Here is a 20,410-nt window from a genome sequence, read left to right on the forward strand (position 1 = left end):
AATGCGAGGGCCATCTAGTGAAATTGTCGATAGTCAGGCAGACTATCCGTCATGCAAGACCAAGGCAATACCTCGGCGGTGATTTCCCGCCCCGGGCACGATTCGAGCTCAGTCGTCGAGATCGGCGGAGGGCCGTTGCGCGCCGAGCAGATCGTCCGCGTGGCCGGCGGCGCACCGGTGGCGCTCGCCCCGCATGTCCTGCCCGCCTTGGAGCGGGCCTGCCTTCAGGCGGCGGCCATCAGCGAGCGCCGGGCCGTCTACGGGCGCTCCACCGGGGTCGGCGCGAACCGGCTGACGGCGGTGGACCCGCGCGACACCGAGCATGGCATGCGGTTGCTGCGCAGTCACGCCGCCGACGCCGGTGCCGTCATCCCCGCTCCCACGGTCCGCGCGATGCTCGCCATCCGCCTGTCCCAGCTGGCGCGCGGCAAGAGCGGCATCGAACCGAGGATCGTGGCCGGCCTGGAGCGGATGCTGCGGACCGGGGCCCTGCCGGAACTGCGCGAACTCGGCAGCATCGGGACGGCGGACCTCGCTGCCCTGGCCGGGACCGCTCTGGCGCTGACCGGCGAGCGCCCGACGGCGGTCCCGTTCGAGCCGCTCGCACCGTTCGGCATGGAAAGCGCTTTGCCGTTCATGAGCAGCAGCGCCCTCACCCTGGCCCGCGCGGTGCTGGCCCTGGAGGAACTGCGCCGCCTGGACCGGGCGGGGCGCGTGATCGCCGCGCTGTCCGCCCGGGCCGTCCGCGCCAACACCCAGGCGTTCTCCGAGGCCGCCGCGCAGGCATGCGCCGCACCCGGCGCGGTCCGGGTGGCGCGCGAGATGCGGCTGCTCACGGGCCGGATCCCCTATCCGGCCCGGGTCCAGGATCCGTTCGGCTTCCGTGCCTATGTGCCCTCCCAGGCCGCGGTCGTCGCGGCGATGGACGATCTCCGCGTCCGCGTGGAGCGGCTCGCCTCGGCAGGTCAGGAGAACCCGCTCTTCGACTTCCGCCACTCGCGCGTGGTGCACCACGGAAACTTCCACCAGGTGGCGCTGGGGCTTGCGGTGGATGCGCTGAACCTCGGGCTGGCCCAGAGCGCGCCCCTGGTGCTGGCGCGCATCGCGATGCTCCACGATCCGATGTTCAACGGCGGCCGGCCGTTCCTGGCGACCGGGCCCGCCGGGTCCTCCGGGCACATGATGACCGAGTACATCGCCGCGGCCGCGGCGGCGGAACTGCGCAACGCCGCGCAGCCGGCATCGCTGGGCTCCGTGGTGCTCTCGCGCGGGGCGGAGGAGGACGCGAGCTTCGCTAGCCAGGCGGTCGTCCAGCTCGAGCGGGCCGTCCGGCACTACCGGCCCCTGCTCGCGGTCGAGCTGCTCTCGGCGCACCGGGCGGCCCATCAGCAGGGAACCGCCATGCCCGGCCGGCTCGACGCCGTGGCGGCCCGGTTGCGCGAGGCGCTGCCGGTCGTGGACGAGGACCACGACCTCAGGCCGGAGATGGAGAAGGCGCAGGAGCTGCTGGCGGAGCTCGCGGTGATGCTCTGATGCTGCCCGTGTCCTTCAACGCCGGCCGGAGCCCGATGCCGCGCACTCTTGCCACCGGGCGGAATTCACGTTTCAATGTATGAAACTCATCTGCCATTGAATGCACAAGGAGCGCCCATGCCCGCCGGCTTCACGCAGCACGATCCCTCCCGGACCATCCGGGCTCCCCGCGGCACTGAGATCAGTGCCAAGTCCTGGCAGACCGAGGCGCCGCTGCGCATGCTCATGAACAACCTCGACCCGGAGGTCGCCGAGCGCCCCGAGGACCTGGTGGTCTACGGCGGCACCGGGCGGGCGGCGCGCAGCTGGGAGGCCTACGACGCCATCGTCGCGACCCTGAAGGACCTGGAAGAGGACGAGACCCTCCTGGTGCAGTCCGGCAAGCCCGTCGGCGTGCTGCGCACCAACCGCTGGGCACCGCGCGTACTGCTCGCCAACTCCAATCTGGTGGGGGACTGGGCCACCTGGCCCGAATTCCGCAAGCTGGAGGCCGAAGGGCTGATGATGTACGGCCAGATGACGGCCGGATCCTGGATCTACATCGCCACCCAGGGCATCCTCCAGGGCACCTTCGAGACCTTCGCGGCCATCGGGCGCAAGCGGTTCGGCGGCACCCTCGCCGGCACCCTCACCCTCACCGGCGGCTGCGGCGGCATGGGCGGGGCGCAGCCCCTGGCCGTGACCCTCAACGGCGGCGCGGTGCTCATCGTCGACGTGTCCGAGGACCGGCTGAAGCGCCGCCGTTCCAAGCGCTACCTGGACGAGGTCGAAACGGACCTGGACACCGCCCTGGCCAAGGTCGTCGCCGCGAAGAACGACAAGCGCGCCCTCTCGGTGGGGTACGTCGGCAACGCCGCCGAGGTGTTCCCCGAGCTGCTGCGGCGGCACCGGGCGGGCGAGGTCGAGTTCGACATCGTCACCGACCAGACCAGCGCCCACGACCCGCTCTCCTACCTGCCCGTCGAGCACACCGTCGATGAATGGCAGGACGCCGCCGCGGACGACCCGGAGGGCTTCACCAAGAAGGCCCGCGAATCCATGGCGCGTCACGTCGAGGCGATGGTGGGGTTCCAGGACGCCGGGGCCGAGGTCTTCGACTACGGCAACTCCATCCGCGACGAGGCCCGCGCCGCCGGCTACGACCGCGCTTTCGACTTCCCCGGCTTCGTCCCGGCCTATATCCGCCCGCTCTTCTGCGAAGGCCTGGGCCCGTTCCGCTGGGTGGCGCTCTCCGGCGATCCGGAGGACATCCGCGTCACCGACGAGGCGATCAAAGAGCTCTTCCCCGAGAACGAGCACCTGCACCGCTGGATCGACGCCGCCGCGGAATACGTGGAGTTCGAGGGCCTGCCCGCCCGGATCTGCTGGCTCGGCTACGGCGACCGGCACAAGGCCGGGCTGCTGTTCAACCGTCTCGTCGCCGAGGGCAAGGTGTCCGCGCCCATCGTCATCGGCCGCGACCATCTGGACTCCGGCTCCGTGGCCTCTCCCTACCGGGAGACCGAAGCGATGCTGGACGGCTCCGACGCCATCGCCGACTGGCCGCTGCTGAACGCGCTGACCGCCGCCAGCTCCGGCGCCACCTGGGTCTCCATCCACCACGGCGGCGGCGTCGGCATCGGGCGGTCCATCCACGCCGGCCAGGTCGGCGTCGCCGACGGTACCGAACTGGCCGCGGCCAAGCTGGAGGCGCTGCTGACCAACGACCCGGCCATGGGCGTCATCCGCCACGTCGACGCCGGCTACGAGAAGGCGCAGGAGGTCGCCGTGGAGCGCGGAGTCCGCATCCCGATGAACCCCAAGGCCTGAACGCAACCCCCAGTGGCCCGTCCGGGTGACGCCATGAGGAGACCGTGATGAGCACCGATGTGAACGCGCTGATGTCCGCCATCGCGGACATCGGCACCGATCCGAAACGGGGCGGCTACAGCCGTCCGGTCTACTCGGACGCGGAGCTGACGCTGCGCGAGTGGTTCGTCGCCGAGGCGCAGGCACGACGGCTGGACGTCCGCACCGACCGCAACGGCATCATCTGGGCCTGGTGGGATCTGCCCCTGGCCGGTGGCGGTGTCGCGCCTCGCCAGGGCGCGCTCGTCACCGGCTCGCATCTGGACTCCGTACCGGGCGGCGGTGCCTTCGACGGACCCCTCGGCGTGGCCTCCGCACTGGCGGCCGTGGACCTGCTCAAGCAGCGGGAGACGACGGGCGCGCTCAAACGCCGGCGCCCGCTGGCCATCAGCGTCTTCCCCGAGGAGGAAGGCTCCCGCTTCGGCGTCGCCTGCCTGGGCTCGCGTCTGCTCACCGGGGCCATCGCACCGGAGCGGGCGCTGAACCTCACCGACGCCGAGGGCATCACCTTCGGGGAGGCGATCCGGAAGAACGGCCTGGACCCGGCGCTGGTCGGCCACGACCCGGACACGATGCGCCTCATCGGTGACTTCGTCGAACTGCACGTCGAGCAGGGAAGGGGCCTCAATACGCCCGGGTTCACTGCCCCGGACGGCGCTCAGCCGCCGGTCGCGGTGGGGTCCTCCATCCTGGGACACGGCCGCTGGCGGCTCAGCGTCCACGGCCAGGGCAACCACGCCGGGACCACGCTGATGACCGACCGCGCCGATCCGATGGTCGCCGCCGCCCAGATCGTCCTGGCGGTCAAGCAGGCCGCCGCCGCGCGCGAGGGCGCTCGCGGGACCGTCGGCCGCGTCGAGCCGGTACCCGGCGGCACCAATGTCATCGCCTCCCGGGTGGACCTGTGGCTGGACGTACGTCATCCGGACGATGCGGTGACCGCGGCGCTCGTCGAGGAGATCCACCGGCGCGCGCGGGAGCTCGCCGCTGCGGAGGGCTGCACCATGACCATGACGGAGGAGTCCTACTCCCGGACCGTGCATTTCACGCCCGATCTCACCCGGGCACTCCAGGACGCGGTCCGCCGCGGCACGCCCCGGGCACCGGTCCTGGACACCGGCGCCGGGCACGATGCCGGGGTGCTGGCTTCGGCAGTGCCCTCCGGGATGCTCTTCGTGCGGAACCCGTCCGGCATCAGCCATTCGCCGGAGGAGCACGTGGAACCCTCGGACGCCGATGCCGGAGTGCTGGCGCTCGCGGACGCCCTGGAGGCGCTGCTGTGACCGGCGATGGCGGCCTCATCCGGGTGCCCGCCCCGGTCAACGCCCATTCGCACGCATTCCACCGGATCCTGCGCGGCCGGACCCACGCCGCGGCAGTCCCCGGCACAGGTCTCGCCGGCACCGGCGGATCCGGCAGGTCGACGTCGGGCGCCGGGGACTTCTGGGTCTGGCGGGAGCAGATGTACGACGCCGCGGCGGCCCTGACCCCCGAGGAGTACGAGAAGCTCGCCACCGCCGTGTTCGCGGAAATGGTCGTGACCGGATTCAGCGCCGTCGGCGAGTTCCACTACCTGCACCACCGCCCGGGCGGGCAGCCGTACCCCGGTCACGATATGGAGCGTGCTCTGGCCCGCGCAGCCGTCGCCGCGGGCATCCGGCTCACCCTGCTGGACACCTGCTACCTCAGCGGCGGGCTGGACTCCAGGGGCGCGCGCCTGCCGCTGAACGATACCCAGCGGCGATTCTCCGACCGCGATGCGGACGGCTGGATCACCCGCTGGGAGAGCCTGGTCGCCGCCCTGGCGGAGGAGGACGGCGGCAGCGGGCTGGTCACCCTCGGTGCTGCGTTCCACTCGTTGCGCGCGGTTCCCGAGGAAGCGCTGGAGCCGCTGGCGGCCTGGGCGCGTGAACACCCGGAGGAGCCGCTGCACATCCACCTGTCCGAGCAGCCGGCGGAGAACACCGCCGTCGAGGCGGCCTACGGGACCTCGCCCACTGGGCTCCTGGCCCGTCACGGGCTGCTCGGCCCGCGGCTCTCGGCGGTGCACGCCACGCACCTGAGCCCGGAGGACATCCGGTTGCTGGGTGAACACGGCGTCACCGTCGTCATGTGCCCCACCACGGAGGCGGACCTGGCCGACGGGATCGGCCCCGCCCGCGAACTCGCCGACGCCGGGGCCGTCATTGCCCTGGGCACGGATCAGCACGCCGTCGTCGACCCCTATCTGGAGATGCGCGCGCTCGAGCATGGCGAACGCCTGCGCAGCGGCACTCGCGGCCGGTTCAGTCCCGACGAGATCGGCGCCGCCGCGCGCGCAGGCGGGCTGCGCAGCCTCGGCCTGCCCGAGAACGACGACCATATCCTCGTCGGCACCGGTTCCCTGCGCACCGCGGGAAGCCGGCCGGAGCAGCTGCCGCTGACCGCGACGGCCGCGGACGTCGTCTCCGTCGTCATCAACGGCACCGAGGTGGCCCGGGACGGCGTGCACACCCGCCTGGGTCCGCCGGCAGAGCTGTACCGTGAGGTCCTCTCCAGCGGCGGCGCGGCATCCGGGATCTAGACACTGCCGCACCTGTGGCCACCGCCCGCTGATCAGCGCCCGAAGGAAGGAGACACGGCCCGTGTCCACTCTCATCACCGGCATCGCCGAGCTGACCACACAGGACCCTGAGCGGCGTGTGCTGCACGACGCCGCGATCATCGTCGACGGTGACCGCATCGCCTGGCTCGGGTCCGCGGCCAAGGCCCCGGCCGCGGACGAACGCGTGGACGCCGGAGGCCGCGCGATGCTGCCCGGCTGGGTCGATTCGCACACCCATATGGTCTTCGCCGGGGACCGCAGCGCCGAGTTCGAGGCGCGGATGGCGGGACAGTCCTATGCGGCCGGCGGCATCAACGTGACCACCCGCGCCACCCGCGAGGCCGGGGATGAACAGCTCGCCGCACTGCTGCGAGCGCGCATCGCCGAGGCCGTGCGCGGTGGCACCACCTATCTGGAGACCAAGACCGGGTACGGACTGGATGTGGCGGAAGAGGCGCGCCACGCCAGGATCGCCGCCGGTGAGGTGGACGCGGTGACGTTCCTGGGAGCGCATCTGGTTCCGGCGGGCGCCGATGCGGGGGAATACACGGACCTGGTCTGCGGGCCGATGCTCGCGGCCGTGCGGCCCTACGCGCAGTGGGCGGACGTGTTCTGCGAGCGCGGAGCGTTCGATGAGGAACAGTCCCGGCGGGTGCTGCTGGCCTGCCGTGAGGCGGGCTTGGGATTGCGCGTGCACGGCAATCAGCTCGGTCCCGGTCCGGGCGTGCGGATCGCTGTGGAGGTGGCAGCCGCCAGCGTGGACCATGTGAACCATCTTGAGCAGGCCGATGTCGATGCCCTCGCCGGGAGCTGGACGGGCTGGGACCGGGACTCGGCGGAGGGGGAACCGGGCACGGTGGCGACGTGCCTGCCTGCCTGCGATCTGTCCACCCGGGAACCTCTGGCGCCGGGCCGGCTGCTGCTGGACGCCGGCGTCGAGGTCGCACTGGCCTCCAACTGCAACCCCGGCACCAGCTACACCACCTCGATGAACTTCTGCGTGGGCACCGCCGTGCTGCAGATGGGCCTGAGCCTGGATGAGGCCGTCCGCGCCGGCACCTACGGTGGTGCCCTGGCCTTGCGTGCCCAGGACGAGGTGGGGTCCATCGAGGTCGGCAAGCGCGCCGATCTGCATCTGCTGCAGGCCCCAGCGGCGATCCACCTCGCCTACCGGCCGGGCATGCCCCTGACCCATGCCGTCTGGAGGGCGGGAAAGCGCATCGTCTGAATCCTCCCGGGGCGTTCGTATACCGTTCTGCCGCCTGCGGTATGTCATCGCTGCCCGGGCGGGGAGGCTGACGACGTACGGGCGCAGGGAGGTCGTAAGGACGACATCAGCGGGACGGTCTGCGCCCGGGCTGCCCGGATCAGTCCAGCAGGTGCCGCAGGTAGCGTTCGGGCGCCGCGAGGTAGTTGCGGTGCTGCTGCACCAGTTCCAGATCCTCCCAGGTGGTCTCGCGGATGCCCCATTCCCCGAGTTCGAGGATCGTCGCGCCCGGCAGTGAGGCGAGCATCGGCGAGTGCGTCGCGCAGATGACCTGGGTGCCGCGCGAGCGCATCCGGTCCAGCCCGGCGAGCCAGCGCAGGCAGGAGGAGAAGGACAGTCCCGCTTCCGGCTCGTCCAGGCAGGCCAGACCGGTGACGAACTGGTGGTGGTCGAGCTTGTCGTCGAGCAGGGCGTTGAACGATTCGCCGTGACTGAGCCGGTGCAGTTCCGGCCCCGGTCCGCCGAGGTCCTCCAGATAGGTGTAGTAGCCGTGCATGGTCTCGGCCCGGAGGAAGAAGCCCCACCGGTGCGCGGCAGGGCTGCGTTCGATCCACAGCCAGCTGCCCAGCGGTGATTCGGTGCGCCGGGTGGTGGTGCCGCCGTTGATGCTGCCACCCTCCGGCGGCAAGCCGAAGGCCTCGGCCACGCCCTCGATGAGAGTGGACTTCCCCGAACCGTTCTCACCGACCAGGAACGTCACGCCGGGCCGGAACTCCCAGCCGCCGTCGCGTGCGGTCTCGATGAACTGCGCGATGGCCGGGATCGAGAACAGCCATTTGCCATCACCGCGACCACCACCGCCACCGCCGTTCCGGTACATGTGCACGCGACGGATGGGACGGTCGTCGCTCAGCCAGTCGTCCTCGTTCATCGCCGCAGAGTCTAGCCGTGCCCCCTGACAGCGTCAGTGACGTGTTTCCGGCGGGCGGGTGAACGGATGCGTGCGTGGCCGGTGCGGCTCATCCGATGGTGAGCCTGGTGATCCTTCCGTCCTCATCGAGATCGAAGGCGTAGGTCAGATCGGCCACGCCTCCGGGGAAGTTCCCCTCGATCCGCACCGCCGCCCTTCCCGGCTGGTAGCCGATGAGCGTGGACGTGTAGTCGAAGGCGGTGGAGGCCTCGGCCAGCCAGGAGGCGATGGCCGCCCGGCCGCTGTGGGTGCGGCCGTCGTCCTGCACCACGGCCCCAGCAGTGAAGCCCGCTAGCAGTTCGGGATCCGGCGCGCCGGAACCGTGCTCGATCACGCGGAGCACCGCTGCGGGCACCTGCTGGCGGAGCTGGTCGGAGGCGGAACCGGTCGTCATGGGCGTGCTCCATTCATGAGGGATATTCATCTCGGCCACTAGTGACTTCTAAAATCGAAGTAACTCGTTACTGCTACTTTAGCAGCGAGTGAGGATGCCAAGAACCGTCGGCCGCGATTCCGCCGGTGAGGAGCGACGAGGAGAGCTGATGGGTGCACGGGTGAGGCTGGAGGACCGGGAATGCCCGCTCTCGGCGACCATGGGATACGTGGGGGAGTGGTGGACCATTCTGATCCTCCACGACTGCTTCGACGGGTTTTCCCGTTTCGACGAGTTCCAGGCGAACATCGGCTTGTCCTCGAGCATGCTCACGGCGCGGCTGAAGGAACTGGTCGCACGAGGGGTCCTCGACAAGCGGCTGTACCAGGAGCGGCCGCCGCGCTACGAGTATGTGCTGACCGAGTTCGGGCGGTCGCTACGGCCGGTTCTCGTCGCCATGGCGGCATGGCGCAACGCCCAGCTCGCGCCGGAACAGCGCGCCATGGTGCTGATGGATGAGGAGACCGGCCGCGAGGTGGAGCCCCTCGTCGTCGACCCGGCTTCCGGGGCGGAGGTGAGCCAGGCCCGTTTCGTCTACGCCGCGGGGCCGGCCGCGGGCCCGGAGATGATTGCCCGCTATGCCGGCCGCCGGGCGCGGGCCTCGTCCGGCACGAGCTGAGGCGTTTCCGGGCGTCCCGGCCGAGGGGCGTATCCCCGTGATGCCGGCCGGTGATGGCGCCGTGCCTCAGAGGAGACAGTACCGTCTCCTAGGGGAAAGAAGCGTGCGCGGCGTGCTGCAGAAGGGTATTTCATCGCGTAGCGGGGAGATGCGCGCGCTACGGCTACAGTGGTGCCATGCGTGAGGCATTCGGAGCCGTTTTCGACGTCGATGCGGGATACCTGGACACCCCCAGCGTGGGACTGCCGCCGGTCCGGACCGCGGAGGCGGTGGAGGAATCGATCCGCCGATGGCGTCGCGGCGCCGACCGCGCGCCCGACTTCGACGCGGCTGTGGAGACCTCCCGCGAAGCCTTCGGTCAGATCATCGGCGTGCCCGCGGACCGCGTCGCGGTGGGGTCCTCGGCCGCGCAGCTGATCTCCGCCGTCGCCGCGGGAGTCCCCGCCGGCGCCACTGTGCTGGCGGCCCAGGGCGAGTTCACCTCGGTGACCTTTCCCTTCGCCGCGCGCCCGGACGTGACGGTGCACGAGGTGCCCTTCGCCGAGCTTCCCGCTCACGTCCCGGGGCACGATCTGGTGGCGGTAGCCGTCGTGCAGTCCGCCGATGGCGCCGTGGCGGACCTGGATGCGCTGCGCGAGGCCGCCGACCGGTCAGGGGTCCCCGTCCTGCTGGACGTCACGCAGGCCGCCGGCTGGCTGCCGCTGCAGCTGGACTGGGCCGACTGGGTGGTCGGCGCCGGATACAAGTGGCTGCTGGCCCCGCGCGGATGCGCCTGGCTGGCCGTCCATCCCCGTGCCCACGAGCGCACCGTCCCGGTGGCCGCGAACTGGTACGCCGGGGAAGACCGTTGGAGCAGCGTCTACGGGCTGCCGCTCCGGCTGGCCCAGGACGCCCGGGCGTTCGATCTCTCCCCGGCCTGGTACGCCTTCGTCGGCGCGGCGGAGTCACTGCCGTATCTGGCCGCGCTCGATGCCGAGGCGGTCCGGGCCCACTGCGCCGGCCTCGCCGATGATCTCCTCGGCCGCCTCGGGCTTCCTCCGCGCGGCAGCGCCATCGTCTCGCTTGACATCGAGGGTGCCGCCGAGCGGCTCGCCGATGCCGGGGTGCGGGCGGCGGTGCGCGCCGGCAGGGCACGCCTCGGCTTTCACCTGTGCAACACGGACGAGGATGTCGCGATGGTCGCCGGGGTGCTCGGTGCGCCGCGCTGAGGAGCGCCGCCGGCATCAGGGCTGCGGAAATCACAGGACCGCCGAGGCACAGCAATCACGGTGCCGCTGAACTCCAGCTCAGAGCAGCGCGCTCACGCCGTCGCGGATCCGCTGCAGGCTCACCGTCCCCGGGCACGCGGTGGGAACGACGGAGCTGTGCGGGATGATCTGAGTTTGCGGATCGAGACCGTAGTCGGCGCAGATCCGCGCGCACAGCTCGATCGAGGTGTCATAGGTGAAGGCGTCCGGGGCGCGGTCGGCGTCGGCGGAGTGCTCGATGCCGATGCCGCGCAGGTTCATCGACCAGTTCCCGGCGTGCCAGGCCGTGTTCATCTCGCTCACGTACTGGTGCAGGGCCCCTTCGCCGATGCCGTAGTGGGCGCTCACGCCGGAGGCCGGATCGGCGAAGGTCGCGTCGGCCGCGGCGAGCGTGCCGACGATGTAGTGGATGACGATGCGGTCCACGACGGTGCCCTCGCGCCCGCCTGTGTAGTTCTCGGTGTACTTCCACACGGGGGTCGGCATCGGCTCATGCCCCCTTGCCCAGCGGGCAGCCGAGGCGATTGCCCGGGTTCGCCTGCAGGCCCTTCAGGTCGTATTCGGTCTCCAGTCCGCGCGCCCCGGGACGGGCGGCAATGCGGTCGGCTGCGGTGCTCGCAGACGCCATGAACACGGTGCCCCCGGCTGCGACGGCAGTGCCGGCGCTGAGGGCTATCAGGCTGCGCCTCGTAATGTCCATGCATCCATCGTTATGGTTCCGTGACCACAGCGTCAATGGGCCCTCGGGCCCAAATGGTCACAGCCTGACTTGCCTCTTCGGCGCGCTCGGAGCCGGCGCCGGCCCGTGTGGAACAGCGGTTCAGAGCAGAGACCCGGTCTCAGGCGGAGGCGGGGCTCATGGCAGGATCGAGTCGACGTAGCCGCCGTCGACGCGCACCGCTCCGCCCGTCGTGGCGGAAGCCAGCGGGGAGCTCAGGTAGACCACCAGATTGGCGATCTCCTCCGGCTCGATCAGGCGATGCAGCAGGGACTGCGGCCGGTGACTCCGCATGAACTCCCGCTGTGCCTCCTCCCACGGCAGGTCCCGGTCCACCAGCTGGTAGACGAACTCTTCGACGCCCTCGGTGTGCGTGGGCCCGGCGATCACGGAGTTCACCGTCACCCCGGATCCGGCAGCGTCCTTCGCGAACCCGCGCGAGACCGCGAGCAGGGCGGACTTCGTGGCGCCGTAGTGCACCATCTCCTCCGGGATCACCACGGCGGAGTCGCTCGCGATGTTCAGCACGCGTCCCCAGCCGCGGGCGGTCATCCCGGGCAGCAGAGCCCGGATCAGCCGCACCGCGGTCAGCACATTCGTGTCCCAGAACCGCTGCCATTCGCTGTCGGGGATCTCCAGGGCCGGCTGCGCGCCGAAGACGCCGAGGTTGTTCACCAGGATGTCCACATCCCCGGCCGCCTTGAGCGCGCTGGCCAGGCCGTCCTCGGCGGTGAGATCGCCAGCGGCCGGGAGCAGCCGGTCCGCCGGGACGCCGGCGCCGGCCAGGGCGTCGATGGCGGTCTGCACCTTGGCGGCGCTGCGGCCGTTGACCGCCACGCGGGCGCCGGCCTCCGCGAGCCGGCGGGCGATGGCCAGGCCGATGCCCTGGGTCGAACCGCTGACGAACGCGGTCCTTCCGGAGAGGTCGATCGAGATCATGGGTGTTCCTCCTTGCGATGCGGCGATTCGCTGGCCCGGGCAGCCGGGCCCCTCACTGCCAAGGCGCTGCCCGCGCCGGGAATTCCCGGCGCGGGCAGGGGACGACCGTGACCGCTCGCCCCGCCGTCACTTCTTCTGCAGGGCCTCCGCCACGTCCTGGAGCAGGCGCGGCACATCGTCGCGGGCCGTGATCGCCTCGATGAACACCAGCTTCTCCGGCGCGGCCAGGGCGTCCCGGCAGGCGGCGAGCAGCTCGGGCTCCGTGGCCGCACGGCGGTAGAGGTACCCGTCCTCGGGAGCGCCGAACATCCGCGGCGCCAGTTCCCAGTTCCACGTGGCGATGTCGTTGTACGGCTGCTCGGCACCGTGAATGGCACGCTCGACCGTGTAGCCGTCGTTGTTCACCAGCACGATCACGGCCGGCAGCCGCTCCCGCACGATGGTGCCCAGCTCCTGGATGGTCAGCTGGGCCGAGCCGTCGCCGATCAGCAGCACAGGCCTGCGTGCCGGGTCAGCGAGCCCGGCGCCCAGGATCGCCGGCAGCGTATAGCCGATCGAGCCCCACATCGGCTGCCCGATGAACGTCGACCCCGCCGGGAACCGGTGCGTCGCCATGCCGAAGTAGCTCGTGCCCTGCTCGGCCGCGACGATGGTGGCCGATTGCAGGTGCGCGGCGAGGATCTCCCACAGGGCGTCCTGGCGCAGCGGCCCCTCCCCGGGCTCCCGGCTCGCAGCGGTCTCCCGCGGAGCAGGCACGGGCATCGGCGGCACCTCGATCTCGCCGATGACCCGGTCCAGGACCTCGAGCGCGGCTTCGAGGGAGATCGGCGTGAAGACCTGGTCGCCGACGCGTGCCTCGAACCGGGAGACCTCGACCAGATTCGGCCGGTGCAGGTCCATCGAGAATCCCGCAGTCGTGTTGTCGGTGTACTCCACGCCGAGGGTGATGAGCGCCTCGGCGCCTTCGACCGCCTCCCGGACGTGGGGCTGGGAGGCGGCCCCGGCGTAGATGCCGATGAAGTTCTCCGCCGACTCGTCCACGAGCGTCTTTCCCCAGGCGAGCGTCGCGACCGGCAGGCGGGAGGACTCCAGGAACCGGGCGAGCCGTTCGCCGGCATGCAGTCTGTGCACCAGCAGATCGGCCAGCACCGCCGTGCGGCGGCCGGGCAGGAAGTGCCGCAGCGCCGCCTCGAAGGCGTGCTCGGCTCCCGGCGTGGTCACCGGCAGGTCGGTGCGCAGCGGCTCCGAGGGCGGATAGGCGGGAACCTTGGCGACGTCGTGCGCGAGCATCAGGTACCCCGGTTTCTTCCGGAACACCACGTCGCGCAGCACCCGGTCGATCTCCCAGGTGGCGGTGGCGGCGTCCAGGTCCGCGTGCGCGCAGGTGACCTCCTCGGCCATCCGTACGAAATGCCGGAAATCGCCGTCCCCGAGCGAGTGATGGATCTTCGCGCCGGACGCCTGGGTCTCCTTGGGCGGGGCACCGACGATCTGCACGACGGGAACCGACTCGGCATAGGAACCGGCGACCGCGTTGATGGCGGAGAGCTCGCCCACCCCATAGGTGGTGAGGAAGGCGCCGATGCCGCGGATGCGGGCGTACCCGTCGGCGGCATACCCGGCGCCGAGCTCGTTCGCCGCGCCCACCCAGCGGATCCGGGGATGGGCGACGACGTGGTCCAGGAAATGCAGGTTGAAATCGCCCGGCACGCCGAAGAGCTCGGTGACGCCGAGTTCGGCCAGCCGGTCCAGCAGATAGTCGCCGATGGTGTACGCGTGATGGCCGGAGGCCTGTCCGGCGCCTGCCGGTGCAGGCACGTGGCCGCCGGTGGCGTGCGCGGACGTGGCGGTGCCGGTTGCGGACGCGGCGGCGGGGGTGGCGCTGTGCTCGGTCATAGAGGTCGTCTCCCGGTAGCGGTGCGCGCCGCGACGGCCTTGTGGGCCCGGCACGCGGGTGTCGAACTGCCCGACCATGTTCCCGCACTCATGTGACGGGAAGATGTCGTCGCCGGTGAGCCGTGGGCGACGGTCCTCCCTGGCCCTGCGGGGCTGTGCCCGGCAGGCTCGTTCCGGTGCCGGCGCCGAGCCGTCTGCGGCCGTATTAGACTGGCAGGGCGTCAAGGAAGTGCAGCAGCTGAAGCCATTGGCTGGTGTGCGGGAGCTTCGAGTGCATTCGCCCCGCGCCCCGTGAAGGCCGCGCGGCCTGACCGCTCGTCTCCCACTGGCGTAGGACCTTCGTCGAAGCCCCATAGCATTCAGTGCGGCACTCAGGGCCATCGAGTGCAGCTCTTACGTACGGAAGGAAGCGAGCCCCATGGCGATCTACGCCGATATTTCCGAGGCCGTCGGCCGCACCCCCCTGGTCAGGCTCAGCAAAGCCAGCGAGGCCACGGGAGCCGAGATCCTCGCCAAGCTCGAGTCGTTCAACCCGGCCAACAGCGTCAAGGACCGCATCGGCGTCGCCATGATCGATGCCGCCGAGAAGTCGGGCGAGCTCAAGCCGGGCGGCACCATCGTCGAGGCGACCTCGGGCAACACGGGCATCGCCCTGGCCATGGTCGGCGCGGCCCGTGGCTACAACGTGGTGCTGACCATGCCGGAGTCGATGTCCAAGGAGCGGCGCGCGCTGCTGCGGGCGTTCGGCGCGCAGCTGGAGCTCACGCCCAAGGCCGACGGGATGCGCGGCGCCGTGCAGAAGGCCGAGGCCCTCGCTGCGGAGGGCGCGGTCCTGGTGCGGCAGTTCGCCAATCCCGCCAATGTCGAGGTGCACCGGCGCACCACCGCCAAGGAGATCCTCGACGACACCGGCGGTGAGCTCTCTGCGTTCGTCTCCGGCATCGGCACCGGCGGGACCATCACGGGCGTGGGCCAGGTGCTCAAGGAGCACGACTCCTCCATCCAGGTGATCGCCGTCGAACCGGCCGATTCGCCGCTGCTGGCCGGTGGGCAGCCCGGCGGCCACATGATCCAGGGCATCGGCGCCAACTTCGTGCCTGAGATCCTGGACACCGACATCTACGACGAGGTCATCGGCGTCACCAACGACGACGCCTTCGCCAAGGCACGCCAGCTGGCCAAGGACGAGGGCATCCTGGTCGGGATCTCCTCCGGCGCGGCCCTCACCGCCGCGCTGGAGATCGCCGCGCGCCCGGAGCACCAGGGCAAGCGGGTCGTCGTCGTGCTCCCGGACTTCGGCGAACGCTACCTCTCCACGCCGCTGTTCGCGGAGTACATGGACTGAACGTGGCCCGTCCCGCAAAGACCCTGAAAACCCTCGCCGGGGTGGCTGCGGCGGCCACGCTCACCGCCGCCGCCACCCTGGCGTCCAAGAAGTCCGTCCGCGAGACGCTCGCCGAGGATCTCGCCAATGCGCGCGAGCACGATCCCGCGGCGCGCAACGACCTCGTGACGCTGCTCAGTTACCCCGGATTGCACGCGATCTGGGCCTACCGGGGGCTGCACCACCTGTGGCAGCGGCCCGGCGGGCAGGTTCCCGCCCGGCTGCTCTCTCAGTTCGTGCGCACCCTGACCGGAGTGGAGATCCACCCGGGGGCGAGCATCGGGCGCCGGTTCTTCATCGACCACGCCGCAGGCGTCGTCATCGGCGAGACCACCGAGATCGGCGACGGCGTGATGCTCTACCAGGGCGTCACCCTGGGCGGCCGGTCGCTGGAGCAGGGCAAACGGCATCCCACCCTGGAGGACGATGTGGTGGTCGGCGCCGGCGCCAAAGTGATCGGCCCGGTCGTGATCGGCGCGCGCTCGGCCGTGGGCGCCAACGCGGTCGTGGTCAAGGACGTGCCGGCCGATTCCGTCGCTGTGGGCGTGCCGGCGCAGATCAAGCGCAGCCGGGAAGCGCGGGAGCCGGAGCATGATGTGCTCACGGATCCTGCCATCTGGATCTGAAGTCCCTCACCCGAGGCGGGGCCAGTCGCTGCCGCTGGTCGCCGTAGTCGGTTCGGGACGTGCCCTCGTTTCGGCACCCTTCAATCGCTACGGCCCCCTTAGATCGCCGCTGCACCCGTAGGTCGTCACCGCCCAGGTCTGGAGAGCGGCGATGTACGGGCGCGGCGACGACGTAACTTCTCGGGCAGGGCGCCAGGCAGGGCGCCACGTGCCGGTGGCGGCCGCCTGTCGATGGCAGAATGGCGCCATGACGACCCTCGACATCTCCACCATCGCCTTCCCCGAGCCGGTCCTGCGGGACCGGGTGGCCCGCGAACTGCCAGCCGAGCACCGCGAGACCCTGGACCTCGTGGTGTGGTCGGCCGAGCATCCCGACGCCGATCCGGCCGGCATCGACGCCGTCATCCTGCCCTACCTGGATTCCGGCCGGACTCTGGCGAGGGCCGGGGAACTGACCCGGCTGAAGCTCGCCCACACGCAGACGACCGGGTACGACGGCGTTCCCGCGGCCGTGGGGGAGGGCGTGGCCATCGCCACGGCCCGGGGCGTGCACGCCGCAGCCACCGCAGAGCTGGCGCTCGGACTGACCCTGGCCAGCCTGCGGGGCATCGACGAGGCGGCCCGGGACATGACCACCGCCAGCTGGAACCATCTGCGCCGGCCCTCCCTGGCCGACCGCAGGGTGATGGTGATCGGCGTCGGCGGCATCGGCGAGGAGATCGCCCGCCGCCTGGACCCCTTCGAGGTCGAGCTGATCCGGGTGGGCACGCGCGCCCGGCAGGACGCGCGGGGGCAGGTGCACGGCGTCGACGAGCTGCCGCAGCTGCTGCCGCAGACCGAGGTGGTCATCCTCATCACGCCGCTGACCGAGCTGACCGAGCACCTAGTGGACCGCGAGTTCCTCGCCGCCCTTCCCGACGGCGCTCTGGTGGTGAACGTCGCCCGCGGCCGGGTGGTGGAGACCGAGGCCCTGGTCGCCGAGCTCCGGACGGGCCGGCTGGCGGCCGCGCTCGACGTCACCGATCCCGAGCCGCTTCCGCGGGACCATCCGCTGTGGAGCACCCCCAACACGCTCATCACCCCGCATGTCGGCGGGGACACCAGCGCCTTCGAACCCAGGATCGTCGCGCTGCTGGCCGATCAGCTCACCCGCATCGCCGAAGGACGCGAGCTGCGCAACCTCGTCTCCTGACGGCGTCCGCCGGGGCGCCCGTCGACCGGCGGCGGTCCGCAGCGGACGCTGCCTTTGAAAACCCACGGCTGTTTCGAATTCCCGCCGAATTCCCGCCGTAGATCAGCAGCGGGAATTCGAAATGGCCGTGGCTTTTCGATGCCGCGATCACCCCGGGGAGGCGTCGTCGGGGAGCGGCCCGTTCGGTAGTTCGCCGCGAGGGCGAGACCTGCCTACCGAGATTCTCGTGGACACCGAAAGGCGGGCTTCGGCGCCGATGCGTTCCGCGGCCGTCCGCAGGACCGGACCGGCCGTGCCCGGGCCCGCCATAGGGGGTCGTGACCTCGTCGCAAAGGCAAGACCTGCGTGCCGAAATTCCTGTGCCCACCGGAATCCCGGACATCGGCAATGTCGCGACGCTAAGGCCGGACCGCTCTCAGGACCGGCCGCAGCGGTCGGACGATGGACGGGCAGCGGGCCGCGCGAACGCAGGAGAATCGCGGGTCTCCCCGTGCCGGGTGCGCTCGCAGGCACCGGCCGGAGGTCGCTCCGGGCGCACGGGGCGCGCCGGACACGGCAGTCTTAGCATGCGAAAGCCGGTCTCAGATTCTGCGCTGCTGGGCCTAGACTCCGTTCCATGAGCGCTACCGATACCGGCGCGTCCGTGCCGGACGAGACCATCGATATCAAGCCCCGTTCACGCGACGTCACCGACGGCCTGGAGAAGGCCGCCGCGCGCGGCATGCTGCGGGCCGTGGGCATGGGCGACGAGGACTGGGAGAAGCCGCAGATCGGCGTGGCCTCCTCCTGGAACGAGATCACCCCGTGCAACCTCTCGCTGGAGCGGCTCGCCAAGCAGGCCAAGGAAGGCGTGCACGAAGGCGGCGGCTACCCCCTGGAGTTCGGCACCATCTCCGTTTCCGACGGCATCTCGATGGGCCACGAGGGCATGCACTACTCGCTCGTCTCCCGTGAGATCATCACCGACTCGGTGGAAGCCGTGATGAGCGCGGAACGGCTGGACGGCTCCGTGCTCCTGGCCGGCTGCGACAAGTCCATTCCCGGCATGCTGATGGCCGCCGGCCGCCTGGGCCTGGCCAGCGTGTTCCTCTATAACGGCTCCATCATGCCCGGCAAGGCCAAGCTCTCGGACGGCACCGAGAAGGAGGTCACGCTGATCGACGCCTTCGAGGCCGTGGGTGCCTGCCGCGCGGGCAAGATGAGCCGCGAGGACGTGGACGCCATCGAACGCGCCGTCTGCCCGGGCGAAGGCGCCTGCGGTGGCATGTACACCGCCAATACGATGGCCTCCGCCGCCGAGGCGATGGGCATGTCCCTGCCGGGTTCCGCCGCCCCGCCGGCCATTCACCGGAACCGTGACTTCTACGCGCGTGAGTCCGGCAAAGCCGTGGTGGAGTTGCTCCGTCGTGGCATCACCGCCCGCGACATCATCACCCGCGAGTCCCTGCGCAACGCGATCGCGGTCGTGATGGCCTTCGGCGGCTCCACCAATGCGGTGCTGCACCTGCTGGCGATCGCCCATGAGACCGGCGTGGACCTGGGCCTGGACGACTTCAACGAGATCGGCGACCGCGTCCCGCACCTGGGCGATCTGAAGCCTTTCGGTCGTTACGTCATGAACGACGTCTTCAAGATCGGCGGCGTGCCCGTGGTCATGAAGGCGCTGCTGGATGCCGGACTGCTCAACGGCGACTGCCTGACCGTCACCGGCAAGACCGTCGCGGAGAACCTGGCGGACATCAACCCGCCGGATCCGGACGGGAAGATCCTGCGGGCCCTGGACAACCCGATCCACGCGACCGGCGGCCTGACGGTCCTGAAGGGCTCCCTGGCCCCCGGGGGCGCCGTGGTCAAGAGCGCGGGATTCGACGCCGATGTGTTCGACGGCACTGCGCGGGTCTTCGATCAGGAGCAGCCAGCCATGGACGCGGTCCTGAACGGTGAGCTGAAGAAGGGCGATGTCATCGTCATCCGCTATGAAGGCCCCAAGGGCGGGCCCGGCATGCGGGAGATGCTGGCCATCACCGGCGCCATCAAGGGAGCCGGCATCGGCAAGGACGTGCTGCTCATCACCGACGGCCGGTTCTCCGGTGGCTCCACCGGCCTGTGCATCGGCCATGTGGCCCCGGAGGCGGTGGACGGCGGCCCCATCGCCCTGGTGCAGGACGGCGACCGGATCACGGTGGACATCGCCGCCCGGAGCATCGAGCTGCATGTGCCGCAGGACGAGCTGGACCGCCGCCGCGAGGCATGGACGGTGCCGCACAACCCGCGGCTCAACGGCGTGCTGGGCAAGTATGCCAAGCTGGTGAAGTCCGCCGCCATCGGCGCCGTCACCGGCTGAGCCCGACTCGCCGGCTGAGCCCGACTCGCCGGCCGGCCCGTCCCGCCGGCTGGCGAGCCCGGCGATGACCGCGCGAGCGATGCGTGCCGGCGACGGTGCGGCTGGCCCGCGGCCTTTCAGTCGTCGTCGGCCGCGGCCAGCTGCCGCTGGGTCTTACGGGACCGGGCCTTGAGCGCGACGATCGCCGCCACCAGCCCGACCACCGCGCCGATGCCGCCGCCGAGCACCGGCCCGAGGCCAGCGTCGTCGCCGATGTCGATGCGGATGTCTACGAGCGGGTTTCCCATCAGGATGTGGAAGGACAGGGCGCCGCCCCAGAGCAGGATGAACCCGAAGGTGCCCGCCCACATCAGCCGGGTGCGGCTTTTACTGGCCTTGTCCAGCAGCGCGACCAGGTCCACGCCCTCTTTCGCCGCGAACCAGATCGCGGCCCAGGAGGGGATGCCCACGACGAAGATCGGGACGATCGACCAGAGCCCGAGGCCGACGACGGCCAGCAGGATCGAGGCCAGGAAGCCCAGGAACATGGCGAGGACGAGCGCGAAGGAATAGGACCGGAGGATGACGTCGCGCTCGCGCTCGTCGCCCATGGAGGGGTCGTTCAATCCGGTGAGGGCGTAGGCGGCGCGCATGGCAGAGGAGCGGGTCATGAGGGTTCTCCTTCCAGGTGGAAGAGTTCTTCGACGGTGGAGTCGAGCTGAGCAGCGATGCGGAGCGCCAGGTACACGCTGGGGGCGTAGTCGCCGCGTTCGATCGAGATGATGGTCTGCCGGGAGACGCCGGCCAGCTGAGCGAGCTGTGCTTGGGTGAGGCCCCGGTCCTTCCGGCGCTCGCGCACGCCCACCCAGGCGGAAGTGTCTGGTGGCATCG

Annotated in this window: 19 protein-coding genes; 11 read left to right on the forward strand and 8 right to left on the reverse strand. The window is 70.8% G+C overall.

Features of this window, described 5'->3' with window-relative positions:
• Positions 1-51: 51 nt before the first annotated feature.
• From IEW13_RS00780 to hutI, 5 genes are all read left to right on the forward strand, one after another.
• The gene (locus tag IEW13_RS00780; protein ID WP_188549015.1) at positions 52-1,533 is read left to right on the forward strand and encodes an aromatic amino acid lyase; all 1,482 of its coding nucleotides are present in this window, start codon (positions 52-54) and stop codon (positions 1,531-1,533) included.
• A 117-nt stretch (positions 1,534-1,650) separates the two neighbouring features.
• Entirely contained in the window at positions 1,651-3,342 is a 1,692-nt protein-coding gene (gene hutU / locus IEW13_RS00785) for a urocanate hydratase (protein WP_188549016.1), read from the forward strand.
• A 47-nt stretch (positions 3,343-3,389) separates the two neighbouring features.
• Positions 3,390-4,664: an allantoate amidohydrolase gene (locus IEW13_RS00790; protein ID WP_188549017.1), complete on the forward strand. Its 1,275-nt coding sequence runs from the start codon at positions 3,390-3,392 to the stop codon at positions 4,662-4,664.
• Positions 4,661-5,944, forward strand: a complete 1,284-nt coding sequence (locus tag IEW13_RS00795; RefSeq protein ID WP_188549018.1) for a formimidoylglutamate deiminase — start codon at positions 4,661-4,663, stop codon at positions 5,942-5,944. The genes IEW13_RS00790 and IEW13_RS00795 overlap by 4 nt, the downstream gene beginning before the upstream one ends.
• Positions 5,945-6,005: 61 nt before the next feature.
• Positions 6,006-7,193 carry an imidazolonepropionase gene (hutI, locus tag IEW13_RS00800; protein ID WP_188549019.1) on the forward strand — a complete coding sequence of 396 codons (1,188 nt, stop codon included), beginning with the start codon at positions 6,006-6,008 and terminating at the stop codon, positions 7,191-7,193.
• Between the two features lie 139 nt (positions 7,194-7,332).
• Here the strand turns inward: hutI and IEW13_RS00805 are convergent, their stop codons facing one another.
• Together IEW13_RS00805 and IEW13_RS00810 are read right to left on the reverse strand one after the other, a co-directional pair.
• A complete protein-coding gene (locus IEW13_RS00805; protein WP_229744839.1) occupies positions 7,333-8,103 on the reverse strand; it encodes an AAA family ATPase in 771 nt (256 codons plus the stop codon).
• 88 nt (positions 8,104-8,191) lie between these two features.
• A complete protein-coding gene (locus tag IEW13_RS00810; RefSeq protein WP_229744840.1) occupies positions 8,192-8,536 on the reverse strand; it encodes a hypothetical protein in 345 nt (114 codons plus the stop codon).
• A gap of 148 nt (positions 8,537-8,684) precedes the next feature.
• On the opposite strand from IEW13_RS00810, the gene IEW13_RS00815 reads away from it, so the two are divergent.
• The gene (locus IEW13_RS00815) at positions 8,685-9,194 is read left to right on the forward strand and encodes a winged helix-turn-helix transcriptional regulator (protein WP_188549020.1); all 510 of its coding nucleotides are present in this window, start codon (positions 8,685-8,687) and stop codon (positions 9,192-9,194) included.
• Positions 9,195-9,370: 176 nt separating this feature from the next.
• Positions 9,371-10,402 (forward strand): aminotransferase class V-fold PLP-dependent enzyme, encoded by a 1,032-nt coding sequence (locus IEW13_RS00820; RefSeq protein WP_188549021.1) that lies wholly within the window; start codon positions 9,371-9,373, stop codon positions 10,400-10,402.
• Positions 10,403-10,480: 78 nt separating this feature from the next.
• On the opposite strand, the gene IEW13_RS00825 is transcribed toward IEW13_RS00820, so the two are convergent.
• The 4 genes from IEW13_RS00825 to IEW13_RS00840 form a co-directional block, all read right to left on the reverse strand.
• Positions 10,481-10,927 carry an N-acetylmuramoyl-L-alanine amidase gene (locus IEW13_RS00825; protein WP_188549022.1) on the reverse strand — a complete coding sequence of 149 codons (447 nt, stop codon included), beginning with the start codon at positions 10,925-10,927 and terminating at the stop codon, positions 10,481-10,483.
• A gap of 4 nt (positions 10,928-10,931) precedes the next feature.
• Complete coding sequence (locus tag IEW13_RS00830; RefSeq protein ID WP_188549023.1) at positions 10,932-11,141, reverse strand: hypothetical protein; 210 nt, start codon at positions 11,139-11,141, stop codon at positions 10,932-10,934.
• Between the two features lie 156 nt (positions 11,142-11,297).
• Entirely contained in the window at positions 11,298-12,095 is a 798-nt protein-coding gene (locus tag IEW13_RS00835; RefSeq protein ID WP_188549216.1) for an SDR family NAD(P)-dependent oxidoreductase, read from the reverse strand.
• A gap of 129 nt (positions 12,096-12,224) precedes the next feature.
• The gene (locus IEW13_RS00840; RefSeq protein ID WP_188549024.1) at positions 12,225-13,994 is read right to left on the reverse strand and encodes an alpha-keto acid decarboxylase family protein; all 1,770 of its coding nucleotides are present in this window, start codon (positions 13,992-13,994) and stop codon (positions 12,225-12,227) included.
• Positions 13,995-14,412: 418 nt separating this feature from the next.
• Here IEW13_RS00840 and cysK point away from each other — a divergent pair, with 418 nt between their 5' ends.
• From cysK to ilvD, 4 genes are all read left to right on the forward strand, one after another.
• Positions 14,413-15,339 carry a cysteine synthase A gene (gene cysK / locus IEW13_RS00845; RefSeq protein WP_188549025.1) on the forward strand — a complete coding sequence of 309 codons (927 nt, stop codon included), beginning with the start codon at positions 14,413-14,415 and terminating at the stop codon, positions 15,337-15,339.
• 77 nt (positions 15,340-15,416) lie between these two features.
• Complete coding sequence (gene epsC, locus IEW13_RS00850; RefSeq protein ID WP_229744864.1) at positions 15,417-16,004, forward strand: serine O-acetyltransferase EpsC; 588 nt, start codon at positions 15,417-15,419, stop codon at positions 16,002-16,004.
• A 247-nt stretch (positions 16,005-16,251) separates the two neighbouring features.
• Positions 16,252-17,196 carry a 2-hydroxyacid dehydrogenase gene (locus IEW13_RS00855; protein WP_188549026.1) on the forward strand — a complete coding sequence of 315 codons (945 nt, stop codon included), beginning with the start codon at positions 16,252-16,254 and terminating at the stop codon, positions 17,194-17,196.
• Between the two features lie 616 nt (positions 17,197-17,812).
• Positions 17,813-19,540, forward strand: coding sequence for a dihydroxy-acid dehydratase (gene ilvD / locus IEW13_RS00860; protein ID WP_188549027.1), 1,728 nt, complete (start codon positions 17,813-17,815; stop codon positions 19,538-19,540).
• A 116-nt stretch (positions 19,541-19,656) separates the two neighbouring features.
• Here ilvD and IEW13_RS00865 read toward each other — a convergent pair whose 3' ends face one another.
• Positions 19,657-20,190, reverse strand: a complete 534-nt coding sequence (locus IEW13_RS00865) for a hypothetical protein (RefSeq protein WP_188549028.1) — start codon at positions 20,188-20,190, stop codon at positions 19,657-19,659.
• Positions 20,187-20,408, reverse strand: a complete 222-nt coding sequence (locus IEW13_RS00870; RefSeq protein WP_188549029.1) for a helix-turn-helix transcriptional regulator — start codon at positions 20,406-20,408, stop codon at positions 20,187-20,189. The genes IEW13_RS00865 and IEW13_RS00870 overlap by 4 nt, the downstream gene beginning before the upstream one ends.
• Positions 20,409-20,410 lie beyond the last annotated feature (2 nt).

It is taken from the genome of Sediminivirga luteola, from assembly GCF_014639315.1.
In the GTDB taxonomy this organism is placed as follows: domain Bacteria; phylum Actinomycetota; class Actinomycetes; order Actinomycetales; family Brevibacteriaceae; genus Sediminivirga; species Sediminivirga luteola.